This window comes from Aeromonas sp. 6P (assembly GCF_051919525.1).
Classification (GTDB): Bacteria; Pseudomonadota; Gammaproteobacteria; order Enterobacterales; family Aeromonadaceae; genus Aeromonas; species Aeromonas veronii.
Genome location: NZ_JBQBEO010000002.1, coordinates 408,451 through 426,606, shown reverse-complemented (window position 1 = coordinate 426,606; position 18,156 = coordinate 408,451). Strand labels below are relative to the sequence as shown.

Below are 18,156 nucleotides of genomic sequence, written 5' to 3'. Positions count from 1 at the left end.
CATAAGGAGAGGTGAAACAACGTTTGCCACGCAGTGGCGTTACTCCTCCCGCTCCTGCAGGGCAGAGATGGCATAACGGGCCTGATCCTGGGTAAAGCCGCGCCCCAGCAGATACTTGAGCCACTTCATCCGCAGCTTGAAATCCGCCAGATCGGCCACCCGGGCGCGCCGTTCGAGCAGGGCAAACGCCAGTTCGAACCAGTCCAGCTCCGGCTGATCGAATGCGGCATCAATCTGCATATCGTCGAGCCCCTTGCGGCGCAGATCGAAACGGATCTTGATGGGGCCATGGCCCTTGGCGGCACCGGCCCGTACAGCCATACCGCCGTAACGTTCGTCATTGACCCAGTTGTAACCGCGGCAGTAGTCGACCACCGCCTCGATCACCTCTTCATTGAAGCCCTGCTGGCGCAGCCGGTTGGCCAGCTCTGACTCGGCACTCTCGCGACGGGCCAGACTGCGCATGGCATAAGCACGGGCAGCGGCCAGCTGCTCGGCAAAGGTCGGTTCGGCAGGCTCGACCGGTTCGGTAACGGATTCATCAACCATCATAAATAACAAGGCCGGGTATCTACCCGGCCTTCCTTTGTTCCTTATTCGAACTCTTGTTCGCTTTCGGCATCGAACTCGTCTGCCTCAACCGATGCAGCCTTGTCATCGACTGGCACGGCACCGGAGAGCAGCAGCTCGCGCAGACGGGCTTCCACTTCACCAGCCATCACCTTGTTCTCGGCGAACAGCTTCATCACGTTGGCCTTGCCCTGACCGATCTTCTCGCCGTTGTAGCTGTACCAGGCACCCGCCTTGTCGATCAGCTTGTGCTTGACGCCGAGATCCACCAGCTCGCCCTCTTTGGAGATACCGGCACCGTAGAAAATCTGGAATTCAGCCTGCTTGAAGGGCGGGGCAACTTTGTTCTTGACCACTTTGACGCGAGTCTCGTTACCGACCACTTCGTCACCTTCCTTGATAGCGCCGATACGACGGATATCCAGACGCACGGAGGCGTAGAACTTGAGCGCGTTACCACCGGTAGTGGTCTCCGGGCTACCGAACATGACGCCGATCTTCATCCGGATCTGGTTGATGAAGATGCACAGCAGTTGGCGTTCTTGATGTTGGCAGTCAGCTTGCGCAGCGCCTGGGACATCAGACGGGCCTGCAGGCCAACGTGGGAGTCACCCATCTCCCCTTCGATTTCCGCTTTCGGCGTCAGGGCCGCCACGGAGTCGACGATGATGACGTCAACCGCGTTGGAGCGCACCAACATGTCGCAGATCTCCAGCGCCTGTTCACCGGTATCCGGCTGGGAGATGAGCAGGTCGTCGACGTTGACGCCCAGCTTGGCAGCATAGATAGGATCCAGTGCGTGCTCCGCATCGACGAAGGCACAGGTTTTGCCCTTCTTCTGGGCTTCCGCGATCACCTGCAGGGTGAGGGTGGTTTTACCGGAAGATTCCGGGCCGTAGATTTCGACGATACGGCCACACGGCAGACCGCCGATCCCCAGCGCCACGTCCAGCGAGAGGGAACCGGTGGAGATGGCTTCGATATCCATGGTCTTGCTGTCGCCCAGACGCATGATGGAACCTTTGCCGAACTGCTTTTCAATCTGACCCAGCGCAGCCGCCAGTGCCTTCTGTTTGTTCTGATCCATGCCAATCTCCGCTGGAAATCGTGAGTAAAAAGTGAAGTTGGGCTAAGTATACTGTCTATTCATACAGTATCAAGCCCAATTTATCTGAGCAGGGCCAACAGACCCGACAAGGCCTGTCTCACCGCCTGCTGGCGCACCTGTCGGCGATCCCCGTCGAAGCGGGCGAGCAGGGAGTGGTGACGGCCGTTGCGGTCGGCCCAGGCGAACCAGACGGTGCCGACCGGCTTGCCCTCGGTGGCGCCGCCGGGGCCGGCGATGCCACTGATAGCAACGCTGATGGAGGCAGACGAGTGCGCCAGCGCGCCGCGGGCCATCTCCAGCACCACGGCTTCGCTCACCGCACCGTGCTGCTCAAGGCTCTCACTGCTCACCCCCAACATCTGCTGCTTGGCTTCGTTGGTGTAGGTGACAAATCCGCGATCGAACCAGCCGGAGCTGCCCGCGATGTCGGTGATGGCGCTGGCCACCCCGCCGCCGGTACAGGATTCGGCAGTCGCCGCCAGCCAGCCCCGCTGGCCAAGGGCCCGTCCCAGCTCGATGGCAAGGTGCTCTATCTCTGCATCCAGTTTCATCACGACTCCTTCTGATCCGCTCAAGGGGCACATTATGCGATCCCGCTAGCGCCGCCCGCAACCACGGCAGACCGCCATTGCCTGCCGCAATGTGAGGTGCTGCACCGGAGTCATACCTTCAATAGCGCAGAGCAGCTGCGCCCGGAACACCCGCTCCCCCGTCGCGGCGCTTATGTGTAGAATGGCGCCATCAAGCTCAAGGCTCATCACCGCAGACACTGGCCCGCAGAGGCCCCTTCTGGAACAGAACATGACCGCACAACACCAAGCCAGCGGCGCCACAAGCTCCGCTCCCGGCGCCAATCTGAGCGCCCACACGCCCATGATGCAGCAGTACCTTGGCCTCAAGGCCGAGAATCCGGAGATCCTGCTGTTCTACCGGATGGGCGACTTCTACGAGCTGTTCTATGACGATGCCCGCAAGGCCTCCCAGCTGCTCGATATCTCCCTGACCAAGCGCGGCCAGTCGGCCGGCAGCCCCATCCCGATGGCGGGGGTGCCTTATCACGCTATCGAGGGCTATCTGGCCAAACTGGTACAGCTCGGCGAGTCGGCCGCCATCTGCGAGCAGGTGGGGGATCCCGCCACCAGCAAGGGGCCGGTGGAGCGCAAGGTCATTCGCATCATCACCCCGGGTACCGTCTCCGACGAGGCGCTGCTCAGCGAGCGACAGGACAACCTGATCGCCGCCGTCTATCACGATGGCCGCCGCTTCGGCTACGGCACCATGGACATCGGCTCCGGCCGCTTCTTCATCAACCAGTTCGAGAAAGAAGAGACCCTGCTGGCAGAGCTGCAGCGCACCAATCCGGCCGAGCTGCTCTACCCGGAATCCTTCGAGTTCCTGCACCATATCGAGGGTCGCCGCGGCCTGCGTCGCCGCCCGGAGTGGGAGTTTGAGCTGGGCACCGCTCGCAAGCTGCTCTGCCAGCAGTTCGGCACCCAGGATCTGGTGGGCTTTGGCGTAGACAAGAGCGAGACCGCCCTGTGCGCCGCTGGCTGCCTGATGCAGTACGTCAAAGATACCCAGCGCACCGCCCTGCCCCACATCCGCAGCGTGCGCCTCGAGCAGCCGGATCACGCGGTCATCATGGATGCCGCCACCCGCCGCAATCTGGAGCTGACCCAGAATCTGGCCGGTGGCTATGAAAATACCCTGGCCGAGGTGCTGGATCGCACCGCCACCCCCATGGGCAGCCGGCTGCTCAAGCGCTGGATCCACCAGCCGATCCGCGATCGGGTGATCCTGAAAGGCCGCCAGAGCACCATCAAGGAGCTCATCGAGCAGAACCTCTACGACGAGTTGGGCAACCTGCTGCGTCAGGTGGGTGATGTGGAGCGGGTACTGGCCCGTCTCGCCCTGCGCTCGGCCCGCCCGCGCGACCTCACCCGACTGCGTCAGGCCTTCGCCCAGCTGCCCGAGTTGCAGCGCCTGCTGGCGGACAACGAGCACGAAGCGGTGCAACAGCTGGCCGAGCGGGCCAGCACCTTCCCCGAGCTGCTCGACCTGCTGGAGCGCGCGGTGATGGAAGTGCCGCCGGTGCTGATCCGCGATGGTGGCGTCATCCGTGACGGCTTCAATCAGGAGCTGGACGAGCTGCGGGATCTCGCCAACGGCGCCACCGCCAGCCTCGCCCGCATCGAAGAGCGGGAGAAGCTGCTGACCGGCATCAACACCCTCAAGGTGGGTTACAACAAGGTGCACGGCTTCTATATCGAGGTGAGCCGCGCCAACAGCCATCTGGTGCCTGCCCACTACATCCGCCGCCAGACCCTCAAGAACAACGAACGCTACATCATCGATGAGCTGAAAAAGTACGAGGACAAGGTACTCACCGCCCAGTCCCAGGCGCTGGCGCTGGAGAAACGGCTCTACGAAGAGCTGCTCGATGCCCTGCTGCCCCATCTCGGCGATCTGCAGGATTCCGCCGCCGCACTGGCGGAGCTGGACGTGCTGGCCAACCTGGCCGAGCGGGCCGAGACCCTCGACTACCGCTGCCCGACCCTCATCGATGAGGATCAGATCATCATCGAGGCGGGCCGCCATCCGGTGGTTGAGCAGGTGATGACAGACCCCTTTATCGCCAACCCCATCCGGCTGGAGCGGGAGCGGCGGATGCTGATCATCACCGGCCCCAACATGGGCGGTAAGTCCACCTACATGCGCCAGACTGCGCTCATCGTGCTGCTGGCCCATATCGGCGCCTTCGTCCCCGCCGACAGCGCCCGCATCGGCCCCATCGACCGCATCTTCACCCGCATCGGAGCGTCAGACGATCTCGCCTCCGGCCGCTCCACCTTTATGGTGGAGATGACCGAGACCGCCAATATCCTCAACAACGCCACCGCCCGCAGTCTGGTGCTGATGGACGAGATTGGCCGCGGCACCAGCACCTACGACGGCCTCTCGCTGGCGTGGGCCTGTGCCGAGCAGCTGGCGAGCAAGATCGGCGCCTACACCCTGTTCGCCACCCACTACTTCGAGCTGACCCGTCTGCCCGAGCTGATGAGCGGGCTGGCCAACGTCCACCTGGATGCGGTAGAACACGGCGACACCATCGCCTTTATGCACGCAGTGCAGGAAGGCGCGGCCAGCCGCTCCTACGGCCTGCAAGTGGCGGCGTTGGCTGGGGTGCCGAAATCGGTGATCCAGCAGGCCCGTCACAAACTGCATGAGCTGGAGAGCGCCACTCCGGTCCCCGCAGGTGAAAGCCGCCCGGCTCCGGTGACTCTCGCCCCGCAGCCTCATCCGGTGGTGGAAGAGCTGGAAGCGCTGCGCCCCGACGAGCTCACCCCCCGTCAGGCACTGGATCTGCTCTATCGCCTCAAGCAGATGCTGTAAGCACTGGCTGCCGTGCAAGCATGCAAAAGGGGAACCGCGAGGTTCCCCTTTTTATATTCAGCCCCCGGCAAACCAGTCAGGCCACCGCCCGCACCTCTCCACGGGACCGCAACAGACTCTGGCGCCCCTGCCAGTAGCCCTGCAGATAGCCAGACTCCAGCTTGACCGGGTCCTGGGTAAAACGGGAGACCATGAAATCGGCCGGTGGCGCGATCACCTCGATCTCGCAATCGGCAGGGGGATTGGCAATGAAATCGAGTGCCCGGTTGTAGGCGCGATCCCGCTCCAGCATGGCTTGTGCCAGTGCAGGCTGGGTTTTCAGCAAGGCTTTGACCATCCAGCAGAAACGGGCCGGCTTCTTGCGATATCCCCAGGGCTCCGACAGCACCACCGTCATCCGCCGCGCCCCGCGCCGATAGGCTTCGATCACCGGAATGGAGTCGCTGATGCCGCCATCGGCCATGGGGCGACCATCGACGCAGGGGGTGTCGTGCTGCACCACCGGCAGGGCGCAGGTAGCGGTCAGCACCTCATCCATGTTGTCGGGCCGCACCGGCAGATAGATGGCCTTGCCGCTCGCCACATCGGTCGCCACCGCGTAAAAGGGAATATCGCGGGCGCAGAAAGTGTCGAGATCGAGCGGGAAGCGATGGCGACTGGCCTGCCACAGCCAGCCGATGTCCACCAGGTCGCCCCCTTTGACGAAACGCAGGGGATCGAGAAAACGGGAGCTGCAAGCCAGCTCGGTGATGATGTGGTGACTGCGGCGCGGCTGCTCGCTCAGATATGAGACCAGATTGGTGGCACCGGCCGAGACGCCCATGACGAAATCGAACGGGTAGTGGTGACTTTCGACAAACGCATCGAGCACGCCGCTGGCAAAGATGCCGCGCATCGCGCCCCCTTCGACAATCAGGGCGTAAGAGTGGGGATTAAACATAACAAGGCTCCGTCAGCTGTAATACCTGCCGGGATCGATCCCGGCCCAGTGATGGACGCCTTCATGCAGAACATCAAGACGCCGCAGCAGGACGATTCAGGCTCACTCGCGCAAGCCAGAGGCGGGCAGGAGCAAACCTGAACCGTGAAGCGACCCCCAGTATATGCAGCGCACCAACCTTCAAAAAATGAATTTAAATAATAAAAAACATGCCCTTTTGGCATGATTTAGCACATCAGCAGATCCGGCCCTTTATCCGGTAACAGCCCCATCAGGATCAAGGCAGCCCGGGCCCGAACGTCCCGTCGACGGGGTTGTAGTGGTACGCCCGATAGTCAAAGTCCACCTTATCAAGGCGCGGATTGGCCAACTCGAACAACAGGCGCCTGGGGAGCTGCGCCTGCTCGAGGGAAGGTTTGAAGTGGCGCAGCCAGAGCTGTTGCAGCGAGCCATCCCGCCACGCCAGCTTGAGGCCGACCGAGAGGCGGCGGATGGCGGCCTGATTATCCTTGTGGGTGTAGAAGAGGTGGAGGAAGGGATAGTGCAGCGCCACTCGCCGATCCACGGTGAGGCCGGGCAGATCACTGTGCTGCTCCTGCTCGATAAAGAGCTCGTTGGCACCGCGGCAGAAGAGGTCGATGCGGCCACGGGCCACCAGCTTGAACAGCCGCTCGTAACCGTCGATCTCCTGGACCTTGAATCCCCCATGACGCAGGATCTCCGCATCCTGCCAACCACGCCCCTGCCCGTGCAGAAATTGCTGCAGCTCGGCCAGGGTATTGACCCTTGCCACCGCATCGGCCTGCTGCGGACTGACAAAGCAGATGCGATAACCGAGGATGCCCAGCTCCACCGGAAAACGGACGTAATCCAGCGCTCCGCTCTCCGCGGCCGGGCGCAGACTGTCGGCCACAAACAGATTGGGGTATTGCTGAGTCTGCACAATCTGTCGCATCCGGATACGGTTCATCGGCGGTGCGGTCCGCAGCTCGTAGTCACCGAAGCTATCGCGGGTCTTCTCCAGCGCCAGCTGCAACAGATCGCGAAAATAGAGGGTACGCAAGTCCCGATCGCTCTCGGGGCTGATATGAGTGATGACGTCGCTCGCCCGTAGGGGAGTGGCAAGGAGGGAAAGGCTGCACAACAGCAAGCAGGAAGCGAGGCGATGAAAGGTCATACTGCTCATCCCGGGAATACAGGCTCACTAGAGTGTAGCGCCGGGACGAGCAGCCTTCTAAAGGGAAGCCCAGCCTACCAGAACATCCGGCCCAGCAGGGGTGCCAGCAGCACGGTCACCATACCGGCGATCATCATCACCATACTGGAGACCACCCCCTCCTCATTACCCATCTGATAAGCCCTGGCAGTGCCGGCGCCGTGGGCCGAGGCACCAAACCCCGCCCCCTTGCCGAGACGGCTGCGAATGGCCAGCACGGTGAGCACGCTCTCCCCCACCGCCATGCCGATGACACCGGTCAGCACCACAAACAGCGCAGTGAGATCGCTCTGACCACCGATGGCGCGGGTCGCCTCCACCGCAAACGGCGTGGTGATGGAGCGCATCGCCAGACTGCGCTGCAGCATGTCGGAGAGATCGAGCCAGCGGGCCAGCAACACGGTACTCCCCACCGCCATGATGACCGAGGCGACCACTCCGACCGACAGCGACAGCCAGTGGCGACGAATGAGCTGGCGGTTCTCGTAGACCGGCACCGCGAAGGCGACAGTGGCCGGGCCCAGCAGCCAGAGCAGCCAGTGGGATTCCGCCATGTAGTCCTGATAGGGGATGTGGAACAGCAGCACCACGGCCACCAGCAGGGTCGGCGCCAGCAGCAGCGGCATCAGCGGCAGGATCCGCTTTTTGCCGTAGAGCCATTTGCTGGCGTAGTAGAAGAGCAGGGTGAGGGCGAAACAGATTAGCCCGAGCAGGGTATCAGACATGACGGCGACTCCGGCGGGCCAGTTTCAGTTCGAGGCGGTAAACCCGGTCCACCACCAGCGCCGTGGTGCCGAGCACCAGCGTAGTGCTCACCAGCAGCACCACCATGATGCGCCACCCCTCCTGCAACAGCAGATCCTGATAGTTGACCACCGCCACCACGGCGGGCACAAAGAAGAGCAGCATCTCGGCCAGCAACCAGCGAGCACCCGCGCTGAACCACTCGGCCTTAACCACCCCGAGCAGGATGCAGGCCAGCAGCAGCAACATACCGGTGAGGTTGGCGGGCAGCGGCAGATGGAGGGTACGCACCGCGGTATCGGCCAGCAGCCAGATGGCTGCCAGCAACACAATCTGGAAGGGAGTCTGTAACCAGCGCAAACAGAGGGCTTTCATGATCATCGTCTTTCTGTGAACCGGCTCACAGTATAGAGTTGAGCAAAACCTGCCAGAAATGAATTAAAATTATCAAATTCATGCCGCATAGGCATACTTCATCCCGTACCCGCCAACACGAGTCGAGAGAGTCCATGGATATTCGCGCCCTGCGCTATTTTGTCGAACTGGTGCGGGAAAAAAGCTTCACCCGCGCCTCTGAAAAGCTGTTCGTCACCCAGCCCACCATCAGCAAGATGATCCGCAATATCGAAGAGGAACTGGGCCAACCCCTGCTCAACCGGGAAGGACGCCGCTTCACCCTGACCGACAGCGGCCAGGTGCTGTTCAACCGGGCCCAGACCATCTTGGCAGAGATGCAGCAGCTGGAGGCCGAACTGGCGGATCTGCAGAGCCTGCAACATGGTCGCCTCACCCTCGGCATTCCCCCGATGGTGGGTCACGTCTATGCGGATCTGATCCGCGCCTACCGCACCCGCTATCCCAAGGTGGAGCTGACCCTGGTGGAGTACGGCGGCCGTCGCATCGAACAGGCGGTGCTGGAGGGGGAGCTGGATCTCGCCATCACCATGCTGCCGACCAAAGAGGGGGGCGCCCTCAGCGCGCTGGAGCTGGATCAATACCCGATCCAGGTGGTGCTGCCTGATCAACCCCGGTGGCATGGCGATGCGCCGCTGCGGCTGGAGTCCCTGCAGGAGGAGCCCTTCCTGCTCTATACCCGGGCGTTTACCCTGAGCGAGCGGTTGGAGCAGGCGTGTCAGGAGGCGGGCTTTGTGCCACAGGTGGCGGCGCGCAGCAGCCAGTGGGATTTTCTCACCGCCATGGTACGCAGCGGCATGGGGGTCGCCTTCTTGCCGGAGCCGGTCTGCAACCGGCTGACTCCGGATGGTCTGGTGCTGCGGCCACTGGAGCCCGAATTGAGCTGGCGACTCGGGGTGATCTGGCCGAGCGAGCGCTATCTGTCGCGCACCGCCGAGGCCTGGCTGGCCCTCTGCCGCCAGCGGCAGGCACCTCAGTAATCGCCGAAGCGATCGGTCTGCGGATTGTAGAAGTAGGGGCGGTAATCGAAGCTGATCCTGTCGAGGAAGGGGTTATCCAGTCGCAGCAGTCGGCGCTGGGAGAGCTTGGCAAAGGCGATGGCCGGGCCAAAGCTCTTGCGCCACAGAGCCTGTAGCGAGCCATCCTGCCACGCCAGCTGCAACCCCCGCTCGACCCGCTGCAGTGCCTCGCGATTGTTGGGATTGGTGTAGAAGACCCGGGGCAGCGGGTAGTAGATCAACAAGGCGTCATCCACCAGCAGATCCGTCATATCCTTGTGGGTAAGCTGCTCGCTGCGCAGCTCGCTCACCCCGCGGCAGAAGAGATCGAAGCGGCCCCGCGCCACCATCTTGAACAACTTCTCGTACCCCTCCACTTCCACCACCTCCATCCCGGCGTAACGCAGGATATCCACATCCAGCCACCCCTTGCCCTGACCGAAAGTGAACTGGCGCAGCCCCTTGAGGTCGGTCACTTTGCTCACCGCCGCCTTTTGCTGCGGACTGACAAAACAGATGCGGTAGCTGACGATGCCCAGATGGATGGGAAAACGGACATAGGCGAGCCCCAGATCCTCGCGGGTGCTGCTGTAGCTGTCCATCACAAAGAGGTTGGGATAGCTGTCGAGCTGCATGCTGAGCCGCTCGCGCGCCTTGGTCATGGGCGGCGCAGACTCCAGCAGATAATCGCCAAACTGGTCGCGGGTCTTGTCGAGGGCGAGCCGCAGCAGCTCCCGATCATAGGTGGTACGCGGATCCCGCTCGCTCTCCGGGCTGATATAGGTAAACCGGGTGGCCGCCTGTCCGGTCAGCGACAACATGCAGAGCAGAGCGGTGGCCAGCAGATGCAGGGGTGACATAAACCGCGCCTTGGCTGAAGGGGGTACTTTCAGTGTAGCCCTGAGCGTGGGCACTCGGCCCTGCCACCACCCCACGCTCTCCTCCCCTTTTCGGCCAGTCGCATCCATCAGCCTACTCCCCCACCGGAGGTGTGCTTCTGAGCGCTGTGGCATAACGCTGATAGGCAGCAGAGTCGCGCACCTGCTCGATGGTATCCCACACCTGCCGGCTTTGTCGGGGATGAGATTGATAAAAGCGGTGAGAGAAGACCAGATAGTAGGGCTTCTCCACCAGCACCGGCGACAGCCGCTCGATGCGAGTCTGCAACGCGGGATGGGCCGCCAGAATGCTGTCAGCCACCTCGGTCTGGATGGCGGTCGCCTGCGCCCGATCCATCACCAGCTTTTTCAACATGATCAGCGGGTCACGGCTGGAGTCATCCACCTCGGCTCCCGCAGCCTGCAACAAGTCGACGATGGAAAATCCTGACTGGGCCGCAACCACGCCATTGACCCTGAGGGTGGTGCCATCCCACTGGCTCTTGCCCCCCTTGAGTTGGTAGAGGCTGTAGCTCTCGGTCAGCAGCCGCTTGGCGGGGTCGGGTTTGCCCTCACGCATGGGATAAACCCCCACCCTGGTCGCCCGCTCGACGCTGTAACTCATCTTGATGGCCGCATCCATCTGGCCACTGCTCACCCGAGAGAGGCAGCGCTTCCACGGCAGCGGCGTCAGCACGATCTCGGCATCAAGAGCGGTAGCAACCGCCTTGAGGTGATACTGCACAACCCCCTCCCCCGATTGCAGCAGCCAAGGATAGGAATCACTGTTTTCAAAGCAGGTACGCAGCGTAAAGGCAGGGGCCGCACCGCCGGTCGCGGGCAGCAGCAACGCAATAAAGAGCAGATAGCGGGCAGATGCGCGCATGGGCCATATCCTTGGCGACAATGATCTCTCCCTTACTCTATCAGAGCCTGCGCACCTGATAATCCGGCTCAGGGTTGTGAACCGAAATCATCCGTCAGCGGGTTGTAAAGGTAGGGGCGATAGTCAAAACCGTCCTTGGGTAACTGCGGATTGCCGAGCCGGACAATCTGGCGAGCCCCCAGATTGGCAAACACCAGCGAGGGTTGGAAGTGATGGCGCCAGAGCCGTTTGAGCGAACCATCCTGCCAAGCCAGTTGCAGACCGCGCGCAAGGCGCTCGCGCTCCTGAACGTAGCGGGCATTGCTGTAGAACACATGGATCAGCGGATAGAAAAGGGCCAGATGGCGATCGACCGTCAAACCGGCCACCTTGCCCTGATGAGATTGCCACTCCGGCAGGATCTCGTTGGCCCCACGACAGAAGAGATCGATGCGCCCTCGTGCCACCATACGAAACAGCGACTCGTAGTTATCCACCTCATGTACCGTCAGCCCGCCGTTGCGCAGGATCACCGCATCCTGCCAGCCGGTGCCCACCCCTTGAGTGAAGTGGCGCAACTGATCCAGGGTGTTTACCCGCGCCAGCTCGGCAGCACGAGCCGAGCCGACAAAACAGACCCGATAGCCGAGGATCCCCATATCGATCGGGAACGGGATCGATGCCACCTGATCCGCCACCGCCTCCCCCTGATAAGGCCAGCTGTCGACAATAAAGAGGGCGTTTTTGCCCTGCTCCTGCACCTCGATCCGCATCCGCGCCTTGTTCATCGGCAGGGAGTCCAGCAACTCGTAGTCGCCATATTCGGGGCGAGTTTTCTCTAGCGCCAGCTGCATCACCTCACGGTAATAACGCATCCGCATGTCCTGACTGTTTTCAGGACTGAGCAGGGTAAAACGGGTGGCAGCCAGCAAGGCAGAGGGGAAGGATAAACAGAGGCAAAGCAACAGAAGTCGGTAAATCATGGCTGAACTCATACAACGGGGTTCACCCATTATAGACTGGCACGCACCCCGTTGAGCACAGGGCACGCGCCCGCTCACAGGTGGGGCTATCCGGGCCACCACAGGCCCGGATAGCAGGTTCACACCTTGCCCGGCACTACTCTTCGCCGATGGGAGCTGCGATCCACTTCATCAGCGTCAGCATATCCTGCGGCGCCACGCCGACCGAGAGGCCGCGCTTGCCGCCGCTCACCAGGATCTCGTCAAACTGCAGTGCCGACTCGTCGAGCACGGTGGGCAGCAGTTTCTTTTGGGCCAGCGGGCTGATGCCACCCACCTTGTAACCGGTCAGCTTCTCCGCTTCCGCCGGTTTCATCATCTCCACCTTCTTGAGGCCAGTCGCCTTGGCCAGCTGCTTCAGACTGCACATGCCGGATGAGGGAACGATGGCCACCACCGCCTGCTTGTCGTGATGGGCGACCAGGGTCTTGAACACCTGCGCCTCCGGCAGCCCGAGCTGGGTCGCGGCATGCTTGCCGAAATCGTCGTGGGCTTCGCACTCGTAGGGGTAGAGCTTGTGGGGGATTTTGAGCTTCTTCAGCAGGTTGATGGCAGGAGTCATGATGGTTGCCTTGAATCGAATCGCATAAAAACAAGGCCAAACAGTCTGCGCCTCACTCTGGGGTGATGCAAGGGGGATGGAAGTTGCAAGGGCCATTGACTGGCCGCCATGCCATGCACGCTTGTGGCGAGCGACCAGAACACTTGACCAAACAGAGTCCAAACGGGTATTGCTTTAACCCTTTGACGCCGCCACAACCCATACCGCAGGAGCCCATATGCAACTAACCCCACCCCAACCGCCTCAGGACGATGATGTTGAAGCGCTGCGCATTGGCCTGACGGGCTACAACGTAAGCCAGGCAGGCCCTCAACTGTACGAACTTCGGCGCGAGCGGATCGCCAGCTTTATCAAGGATAAAGAGGGCAAGGTACACGGCGGCATCATCGCCGACATCAAGTGGGGCTGGCTGCATGTCGACTGGCTCTGGATCGACGAAAGCATCCGCCGCGATGGCTGGGGCGGCCGCCTGCTGGGCGCCATGGAGCAGTACGCCCAAAGCAAGGGCATCACCAACTACCACTTGGAAACCACCAGTTTTCAGGCCCTCCCCTTCTACCAGAAGCAGGGTTACGAAGTCTTTGGCCAGCTGCCCGATATGCCGCCGGGGCATATCAGTTACTTTTTGAAGAAACAAGGTATTTGTAATGGATAAAATTTATAAGTACATGAAGTTTAGGTCTGATTTTTTCAATAACCCGAGCTTCAGGTTAAGCCAACGTTGTGTTCTCAATGACCCATTTGAACTTAGTCCTGACCAAGACACTCTAGATAATATATTAGAGAGTGAACATCGAGAGGATTTTTACCAACAAATAGCTGAATACGCAAGTGATGAAAGTTTTGATGACACGGGTGTAATATCCTTTACTGAAAGTTATAATAATTTATTAATGTGGTCCCATTATGCCGATGAACACAAGGGCATTGTGGTTGAATTTGATTACCATATTTTGAACGATCATTTCAATAAAAACCTTGATCTAAAAAAACCTATTGAACGTGTTTTATACAATAGAGAAAGGCATGAAACATTGCCGAGGTCTACATCCCCTAAAAGAAACCTACTAACTAAAAGCGATGACTGGATTTATGAAAAAGAACATAGGATAATAACTAAGGTATCTAATGCAGATTACTTTCTCCTTCATAAGGATGCCTATGAATACATGATTGAGTTTTATGATGAAGACTACATTGGATTACTTAACATAGAGAAATACAAAGAAAAAATAAAGATATCAATTAATAATCAAGCATGCGCTTTAATGGATCAACAAGAAAAAGATGGTAGTTCCACAGACGACATGGAAGAAATGAGATTCCCCCCAAGTAGTACTGTTTTGAATGAACTACTTTCATTTTGCGCTGCAACACCCGATTCCATTTTCTTATGTGACGTACCAATAGAATCCATCACTGGGGTATTTTTAGGTTGCAGGCTCTCAGAGACGGATAAATCAATATTACGGCAATCTATTTTTAATAATCCATGGCTTACACAGGTCCCATTCTATCAAGCAAGTCTAAGCTCACATCAATTTTCTTTATGTTTTAAAAAAACCAAAGTCTTATATGAGCTAGATTAGCAGCATAACTATGCATCGCATCGTAATAGTACCATGGTCTTCATGCCTGAGCTTAGGTGATATATAGCTATAATAGTTTAGCTCTCAGTCTTCTCAGCGTTAAGTGAAAACATCTTATCAAAAAGTCTAAAATTTAAAAATAACGCATTAATTGCTCTAAACATTATTACGTTATAAAAATTAGCCATCATTTGTCAGAAATGAATAACCCCATATTCAAAATAATACCCCATCAATTTCCACCAGAAATATACTTTATTGTTTTGGTATGTGACTCTTGGTTTTTGACAATATATTCAGCAGAAACTATTTTCTCCTTTTCTATTATTGATCTTACAGCCATGAACATGCATATAGGTGAAAACAAAAACACGTATAATATAAGTGCATCACCTATCCATTCCCTGAAGGAATTGGAATATAATGGAAGGATTGCCAAGAAGAAAAACACGCCATATTTAATGATATGGTAAGCCTTAGCTACAACACGGACTAATTTATACTTATACCATTTCTTATAATTTATCTTAACAAGAGATTTTTCAGAGTCAAACCATACGATTCCCTTTGCTAGTTTATAATTCCCCAGCGCCTTGCTTGGCTCCTTGAGGCTCAATATATAAGATACTTCACCTTCATTCACATGAGACTTACCTGCTATAGCTAAATACCCCTTTTCTCTGACAAATGGATGCATACTTGGATTTTTATCGAGATCAGAAAAGAATTCCCTTGCAAAACGATAGTCATCTTTTCGCTTACTATCTAAATCTAACAACCATTTTCTAATGATTGGAGCAACCCCTAATAATGCAATCAGAAATGAACCACTTTTAATTATAAGGTCGGAGTAATCAGTCAAAAAACTCAACATAGACACCTTCTATCTAGGAATCCTATACATCACTCTTATTTATCAACATACACAGACATTAACATTTAGTCTATTTAATTATAACTATACAATCAGTCACCATCTCGTTCATGGTCTCACTCAAACATTGGTGGTAACTGAACTCATACCACCAGACCTTTAAAACTAATATGGATGAATAATTGACACAGAAATCAACTTGCCTCCCTCATCACCGTATTGGATTACAGCCATTCAGGCCTCGCCTAGCAGGTGGCCGCACTGCTGAGTAACTATGGTTTTCTGCACTTAGGCTTCTTTCGGCTGAAGATCATGATGAGTTGGAATCACCGCCGCAAAGCCGTCTCCCTCGCCGCCAGAGCTACTTTTGAGTGCTAGGCCAAGAATCAACTTCTTCCTCCATCGACGGCTTCTTGATTCGAATATCTACGTCCTTTTCCCACAGACTGATCTCTGTAGCTATAGAAGGCACAGTATTGGCTCCCCCTCCAATCCACCGAGGGGAAGGAGCAAGGTCAGGAGCGCCATCAGGGATGATGGCGCAGACGCAGCCGGCACAGGGATGTGCCGTCTGCGGCGGTCCGTCCGACCTTGTTCCTGACCCGAGGGAAACCGCGTAGCGGTCGGATTGGCGGGGGAGAAGACCTTTGGTGACTTTGGGTCTTTCCAAAGTCACTCGCCCAAGCCCGAAGGGCGGGCGAAACCCCTTCGAGGCCAGCGGCCTCGCGTCCTGCACGGCGAAGCCGTGCCACCACACAACGGCTCCTGCCGCCAACGCCATACCTCGGAACGGACGATTACGCCTACCGGCTAATCGACCCTACGATTGCACGGCGCAGCCGTGCCTACTCGCCACAGGCACGGAGTCTGGCTGGACGCCGGATGTCACCGGCAAAGGGGGGGCGTGGCCGCCCCTATCGGCCCAAGAAGGGTTCCCAATCTTTAAACACCGGCTGCAACCCGGCCTGTCGCACGGCGGCGGCGACTTCACCTACCGGACGGTCATCGTGGATGGCGAACTGCTCCAGCTCCTCTTTATCCCCCTCGGCATAGCCACCCGGCTGGGTACGCGATTCGGCCGACATCTGGGTGATGCCAAGGCGCACCGCGCCGTTGCGAAACGTGGCCGACTCTCGGGTGGAGAGGGACAAGTCCAGCGTGGGCGAGAAGAGGCGCCAAGCGCAGATAAGCTGGGCCAGCTGACGATCCGACATGACCACGGCAGGCTCCAGCCCACCGGTGCAGGGGCGCAGGCGCGGGAAGGAGAGCGAGTAGCGGCTCTGCCAGTGGTGGCGCTCAAGCCAGCTCAGATGCTCGGCGACAAAGTAGCTGTCGGCACGCCAGTCCGAGGAGAGGCCGATCAGCGCCCCCAAGCCGATTTTGTCGATACCGGCGCGGCCGAGCCGATCCGGCGTGGCGAGGCGCCATGCGATGTCCCGCTTGTTGCCGCGCAGATGGTGGCGAGCGTAGGTGGGGGCGTGGTAGGTCTCCTGATAGACCATGACGGCGTCGAGGCCGAGGCTTTTCAGCTCGGCATAGTCGGCCTGCGAGAGGGGCTGCACCTCCATCCCAACCGTGCTGAAGTGGCGGCGGATGATGGGCATCACCTCGCGAAAATAGGCGAGCCCCACCTTGTGCTCGTGCTCGCCGGTCACCAGCAGCACGCTGTCAAAACCGCGCGCCTTGATGGCCAGACACTCACGCTCAATCTCCTCGCTATTCAAGGTCTTGCGCTTGAGGCGGTTGCTCATGGAGAAGCCGCAGTAGGTGCAGTCATTGGCGCAGAGGTTCGACAGATAGAGCGGTACATAGAAGCCGATGGTGTTGCCAAAGCGCTGGCGGGTCAGCCGCTCGGCCTCGGCCGCCATCTGTGGCAAATACGCCTCGGCGGCTGGGGAGATCAGCGCCATAAAATCGGCCAAGGTACGGCGGGGTGAACCCAGCGCCCGCTCTACATCGGCGGCGGTCTTGGCGCGGATCTGCATGCCGATATCGTCCCACTCCAGCTCCTGCCAGCGGTCGATAAAGGAAGGCTCCTTAGCCCTTACACCCAGTGCCCTCACCCCCAACCCCTCTCCCAGAGGGAGAGGGGAGCAAACCTCTGGCTGCCCTTGGGGCAAGGGGGAGATGTTCATGGTCGCCCCTGTTTCATGACTCATAACGCCCCCAGAAAATCGGTGAGCGGGCTGGAGGCTTGCGCCTGCAGGGCGCGGGCGCCAAGGCCTGCCTCATAGGCGCTGCGACCGGCAGTGCAGGCCAGCGCAAAGGCGCGGCCCATGGCGACCGGGTCGCCACTCACCGCGATGGCGGTGTTGACCAGCACGGCATCGGCGCCCAGTTCAAAGGCAGCGGCCGCATGGCTCGGCGCACCGATCCCCGCATCCACCACCACGGGCACATTGGCCTGCTCGACGATGATGGAGAGAAACTCCCGGGTCACCAGCCCCTGATTGGAACCGATGGGCGCGCCAAGCGGCATCACGGCGGCGCAGCCCACCTCTTCCAGCCGTTTGCAGAGCACGGGGTCGGCCCCGCAGTAGGGCAGCACCACAAAGCCCTCTTTCACCAATTGCTCGGCGGCTTTCAGCGTCTCGATGGGATCGGGCAGCAGATAGCGCGGGTCGGGGTGGATCTCCAGCTTGAGCCAGTTCGTCCCCAGCGCCTCGCGGGCGAGATGGGCGGCAAACACCGCCTCGGCAGCGGTCTTGGCGCCGGAGGTGTTGGGCAGCAGCTTGACCCCGAGTTGCAGCAAGGGGCTCAGGATATCGTCGTGGGCCTTGCCCGGTTCGAGCCGCTTGATGGCCATGGTGACCAGTTGGGAGCCACTCGCCTCGATGGCGGCGGCCATCAGATCCGGGCGGGCAAACTTGCCGGTGCCGGTAAAGAGGCGCGAAGAGAAAGTGTGATCGGCAATTTTCAGCATGTCAGCCTCCGGCCACAGTGGTAAGAAGAGATGAAGTTCCGCCGCAAGGCAGAACGCTCG

17 protein-coding genes and 1 pseudogene are annotated in these 18,156 nt (G+C 59.0%); 4 read left to right on the top strand and 14 right to left on the bottom strand.

All coding sequences use genetic code 11. The features are described from left to right. Window positions 1-39: 39 nt before the first annotated feature. The 3 genes and pseudogenes from ACTG2J_RS02045 to pncC form a co-directional block, all read right to left on the bottom strand. Window positions 40-549 (bottom strand): regulatory protein RecX, encoded by a 510-nt coding sequence (locus tag ACTG2J_RS02045; protein WP_043822097.1) that lies wholly within the window; start codon window positions 547-549, stop codon window positions 40-42. A gap of 44 nt (window positions 550-593) precedes the next feature. Further along, window positions 594-1,657, bottom strand: a pseudogene (gene recA, locus ACTG2J_RS02040) (recombinase RecA). Between the two features lie 80 nt (window positions 1,658-1,737). Then, window positions 1,738-2,229 (bottom strand): nicotinamide-nucleotide amidase, encoded by a 492-nt coding sequence (gene pncC, locus ACTG2J_RS02035; protein ID WP_042052756.1) that lies wholly within the window; start codon window positions 2,227-2,229, stop codon window positions 1,738-1,740. Window positions 2,230-2,479: 250 nt separating this feature from the next. Between pncC and mutS the strand changes: the two genes are divergently transcribed. Beyond that, window positions 2,480-5,071, top strand: coding sequence for a DNA mismatch repair protein MutS (mutS, locus tag ACTG2J_RS02030; RefSeq protein WP_439997123.1), 2,592 nt, complete (start codon window positions 2,480-2,482; stop codon window positions 5,069-5,071). Between the two features lie 76 nt (window positions 5,072-5,147). Here mutS and ACTG2J_RS02025 read toward each other — a convergent pair whose 3' ends face one another. The 4 genes from ACTG2J_RS02025 to ACTG2J_RS02010 all read right to left on the bottom strand — a co-directional run bounded on the left by ACTG2J_RS02025 (window position 5,148) and on the right by ACTG2J_RS02010 (window position 8,346). Continuing rightward, a complete protein-coding gene (locus tag ACTG2J_RS02025) occupies window positions 5,148-6,011 on the bottom strand; it encodes a patatin-like phospholipase family protein (RefSeq protein WP_439997122.1) in 864 nt (287 codons plus the stop codon). A 277-nt stretch (window positions 6,012-6,288) separates the two neighbouring features. Further along, a complete protein-coding gene (locus ACTG2J_RS02020; protein ID WP_236297597.1) occupies window positions 6,289-7,188 on the bottom strand; it encodes a hypothetical protein in 900 nt (299 codons plus the stop codon). Window positions 7,189-7,262: 74 nt separating this feature from the next. After that, the gene (locus ACTG2J_RS02015; protein ID WP_005341581.1) at window positions 7,263-7,952 is read right to left on the bottom strand and encodes an LrgB family protein; all 690 of its coding nucleotides are present in this window, start codon (window positions 7,950-7,952) and stop codon (window positions 7,263-7,265) included. Next, window positions 7,945-8,346 carry a CidA/LrgA family protein gene (locus tag ACTG2J_RS02010; protein ID WP_040069042.1) on the bottom strand — a complete coding sequence of 134 codons (402 nt, stop codon included), beginning with the start codon at window positions 8,344-8,346 and terminating at the stop codon, window positions 7,945-7,947. Before ACTG2J_RS02010 ends, ACTG2J_RS02015 begins: the two co-directional genes overlap by 8 nt. 134 nt (window positions 8,347-8,480) lie before the next feature. On the opposite strand from ACTG2J_RS02010, the gene ACTG2J_RS02005 reads away from it, so the two are divergent. After that, complete coding sequence (locus ACTG2J_RS02005; protein ID WP_439997121.1) at window positions 8,481-9,365, top strand: LysR substrate-binding domain-containing protein; 885 nt, start codon at window positions 8,481-8,483, stop codon at window positions 9,363-9,365. Here the strand turns inward: ACTG2J_RS02005 and ACTG2J_RS02000 are convergent. The 4 genes from ACTG2J_RS02000 to ybaK form a co-directional block, all read right to left on the bottom strand. Beyond that, window positions 9,359-10,243, bottom strand: coding sequence for a hypothetical protein (locus ACTG2J_RS02000; protein WP_439989067.1), 885 nt, complete (start codon window positions 10,241-10,243; stop codon window positions 9,359-9,361). The genes ACTG2J_RS02005 and ACTG2J_RS02000 overlap by 7 nt on opposite strands. A 112-nt stretch (window positions 10,244-10,355) precedes the next feature. Next, window positions 10,356-11,147, bottom strand: coding sequence for a substrate-binding periplasmic protein (locus ACTG2J_RS01995; protein ID WP_439989068.1), 792 nt, complete (start codon window positions 11,145-11,147; stop codon window positions 10,356-10,358). A gap of 68 nt (window positions 11,148-11,215) precedes the next feature. Continuing rightward, entirely contained in the window at window positions 11,216-12,109 is an 894-nt protein-coding gene (locus tag ACTG2J_RS01990; protein ID WP_439989069.1) for a hypothetical protein, read from the bottom strand. A 136-nt stretch (window positions 12,110-12,245) separates the two neighbouring features. Continuing rightward, window positions 12,246-12,710: a Cys-tRNA(Pro) deacylase gene (ybaK, locus tag ACTG2J_RS01985; RefSeq protein WP_005336092.1), complete on the bottom strand. Its 465-nt coding sequence runs from the start codon at window positions 12,708-12,710 to the stop codon at window positions 12,246-12,248. A gap of 217 nt (window positions 12,711-12,927) precedes the next feature. Between ybaK and ACTG2J_RS01980 the strand changes: the two genes are divergently transcribed. Together ACTG2J_RS01980 and ACTG2J_RS01975 are read left to right on the top strand one after the other, a co-directional pair. Then, on the top strand, window positions 12,928-13,365 hold the full coding sequence (locus ACTG2J_RS01980; protein WP_439997120.1) for a GNAT family N-acetyltransferase: 438 nt from the start codon (window positions 12,928-12,930) through the stop codon (window positions 13,363-13,365). Continuing rightward, entirely contained in the window at window positions 13,358-14,299 is a 942-nt protein-coding gene (locus ACTG2J_RS01975; protein ID WP_439997119.1) for a DUF2971 domain-containing protein, read from the top strand. Before ACTG2J_RS01980 ends, ACTG2J_RS01975 begins: the two co-directional genes overlap by 8 nt. Window positions 14,300-14,531: 232 nt before the next feature. On the opposite strand, the gene ACTG2J_RS01970 is transcribed toward ACTG2J_RS01975, so the two are convergent. The 3 genes from ACTG2J_RS01970 to ACTG2J_RS01960 all read right to left on the bottom strand — a co-directional run bounded on the left by ACTG2J_RS01970 (window position 14,532) and on the right by ACTG2J_RS01960 (window position 18,096). Then, entirely contained in the window at window positions 14,532-15,173 is a 642-nt protein-coding gene (locus ACTG2J_RS01970) for a hypothetical protein (protein WP_439997118.1), read from the bottom strand. Window positions 15,174-16,087: 914 nt separating this feature from the next. After that, window positions 16,088-17,308, bottom strand: coding sequence for a 2-iminoacetate synthase ThiH (gene thiH, locus ACTG2J_RS01965; RefSeq protein ID WP_439997896.1), 1,221 nt, complete (start codon window positions 17,306-17,308; stop codon window positions 16,088-16,090). A 20-nt stretch (window positions 17,309-17,328) separates the two neighbouring features. Further along, window positions 17,329-18,096, bottom strand: a complete 768-nt coding sequence (locus ACTG2J_RS01960) for a thiazole synthase (RefSeq protein ID WP_024945667.1) — start codon at window positions 18,094-18,096, stop codon at window positions 17,329-17,331. Between the last annotated feature and the right edge of the window lie 60 nt (window positions 18,097-18,156).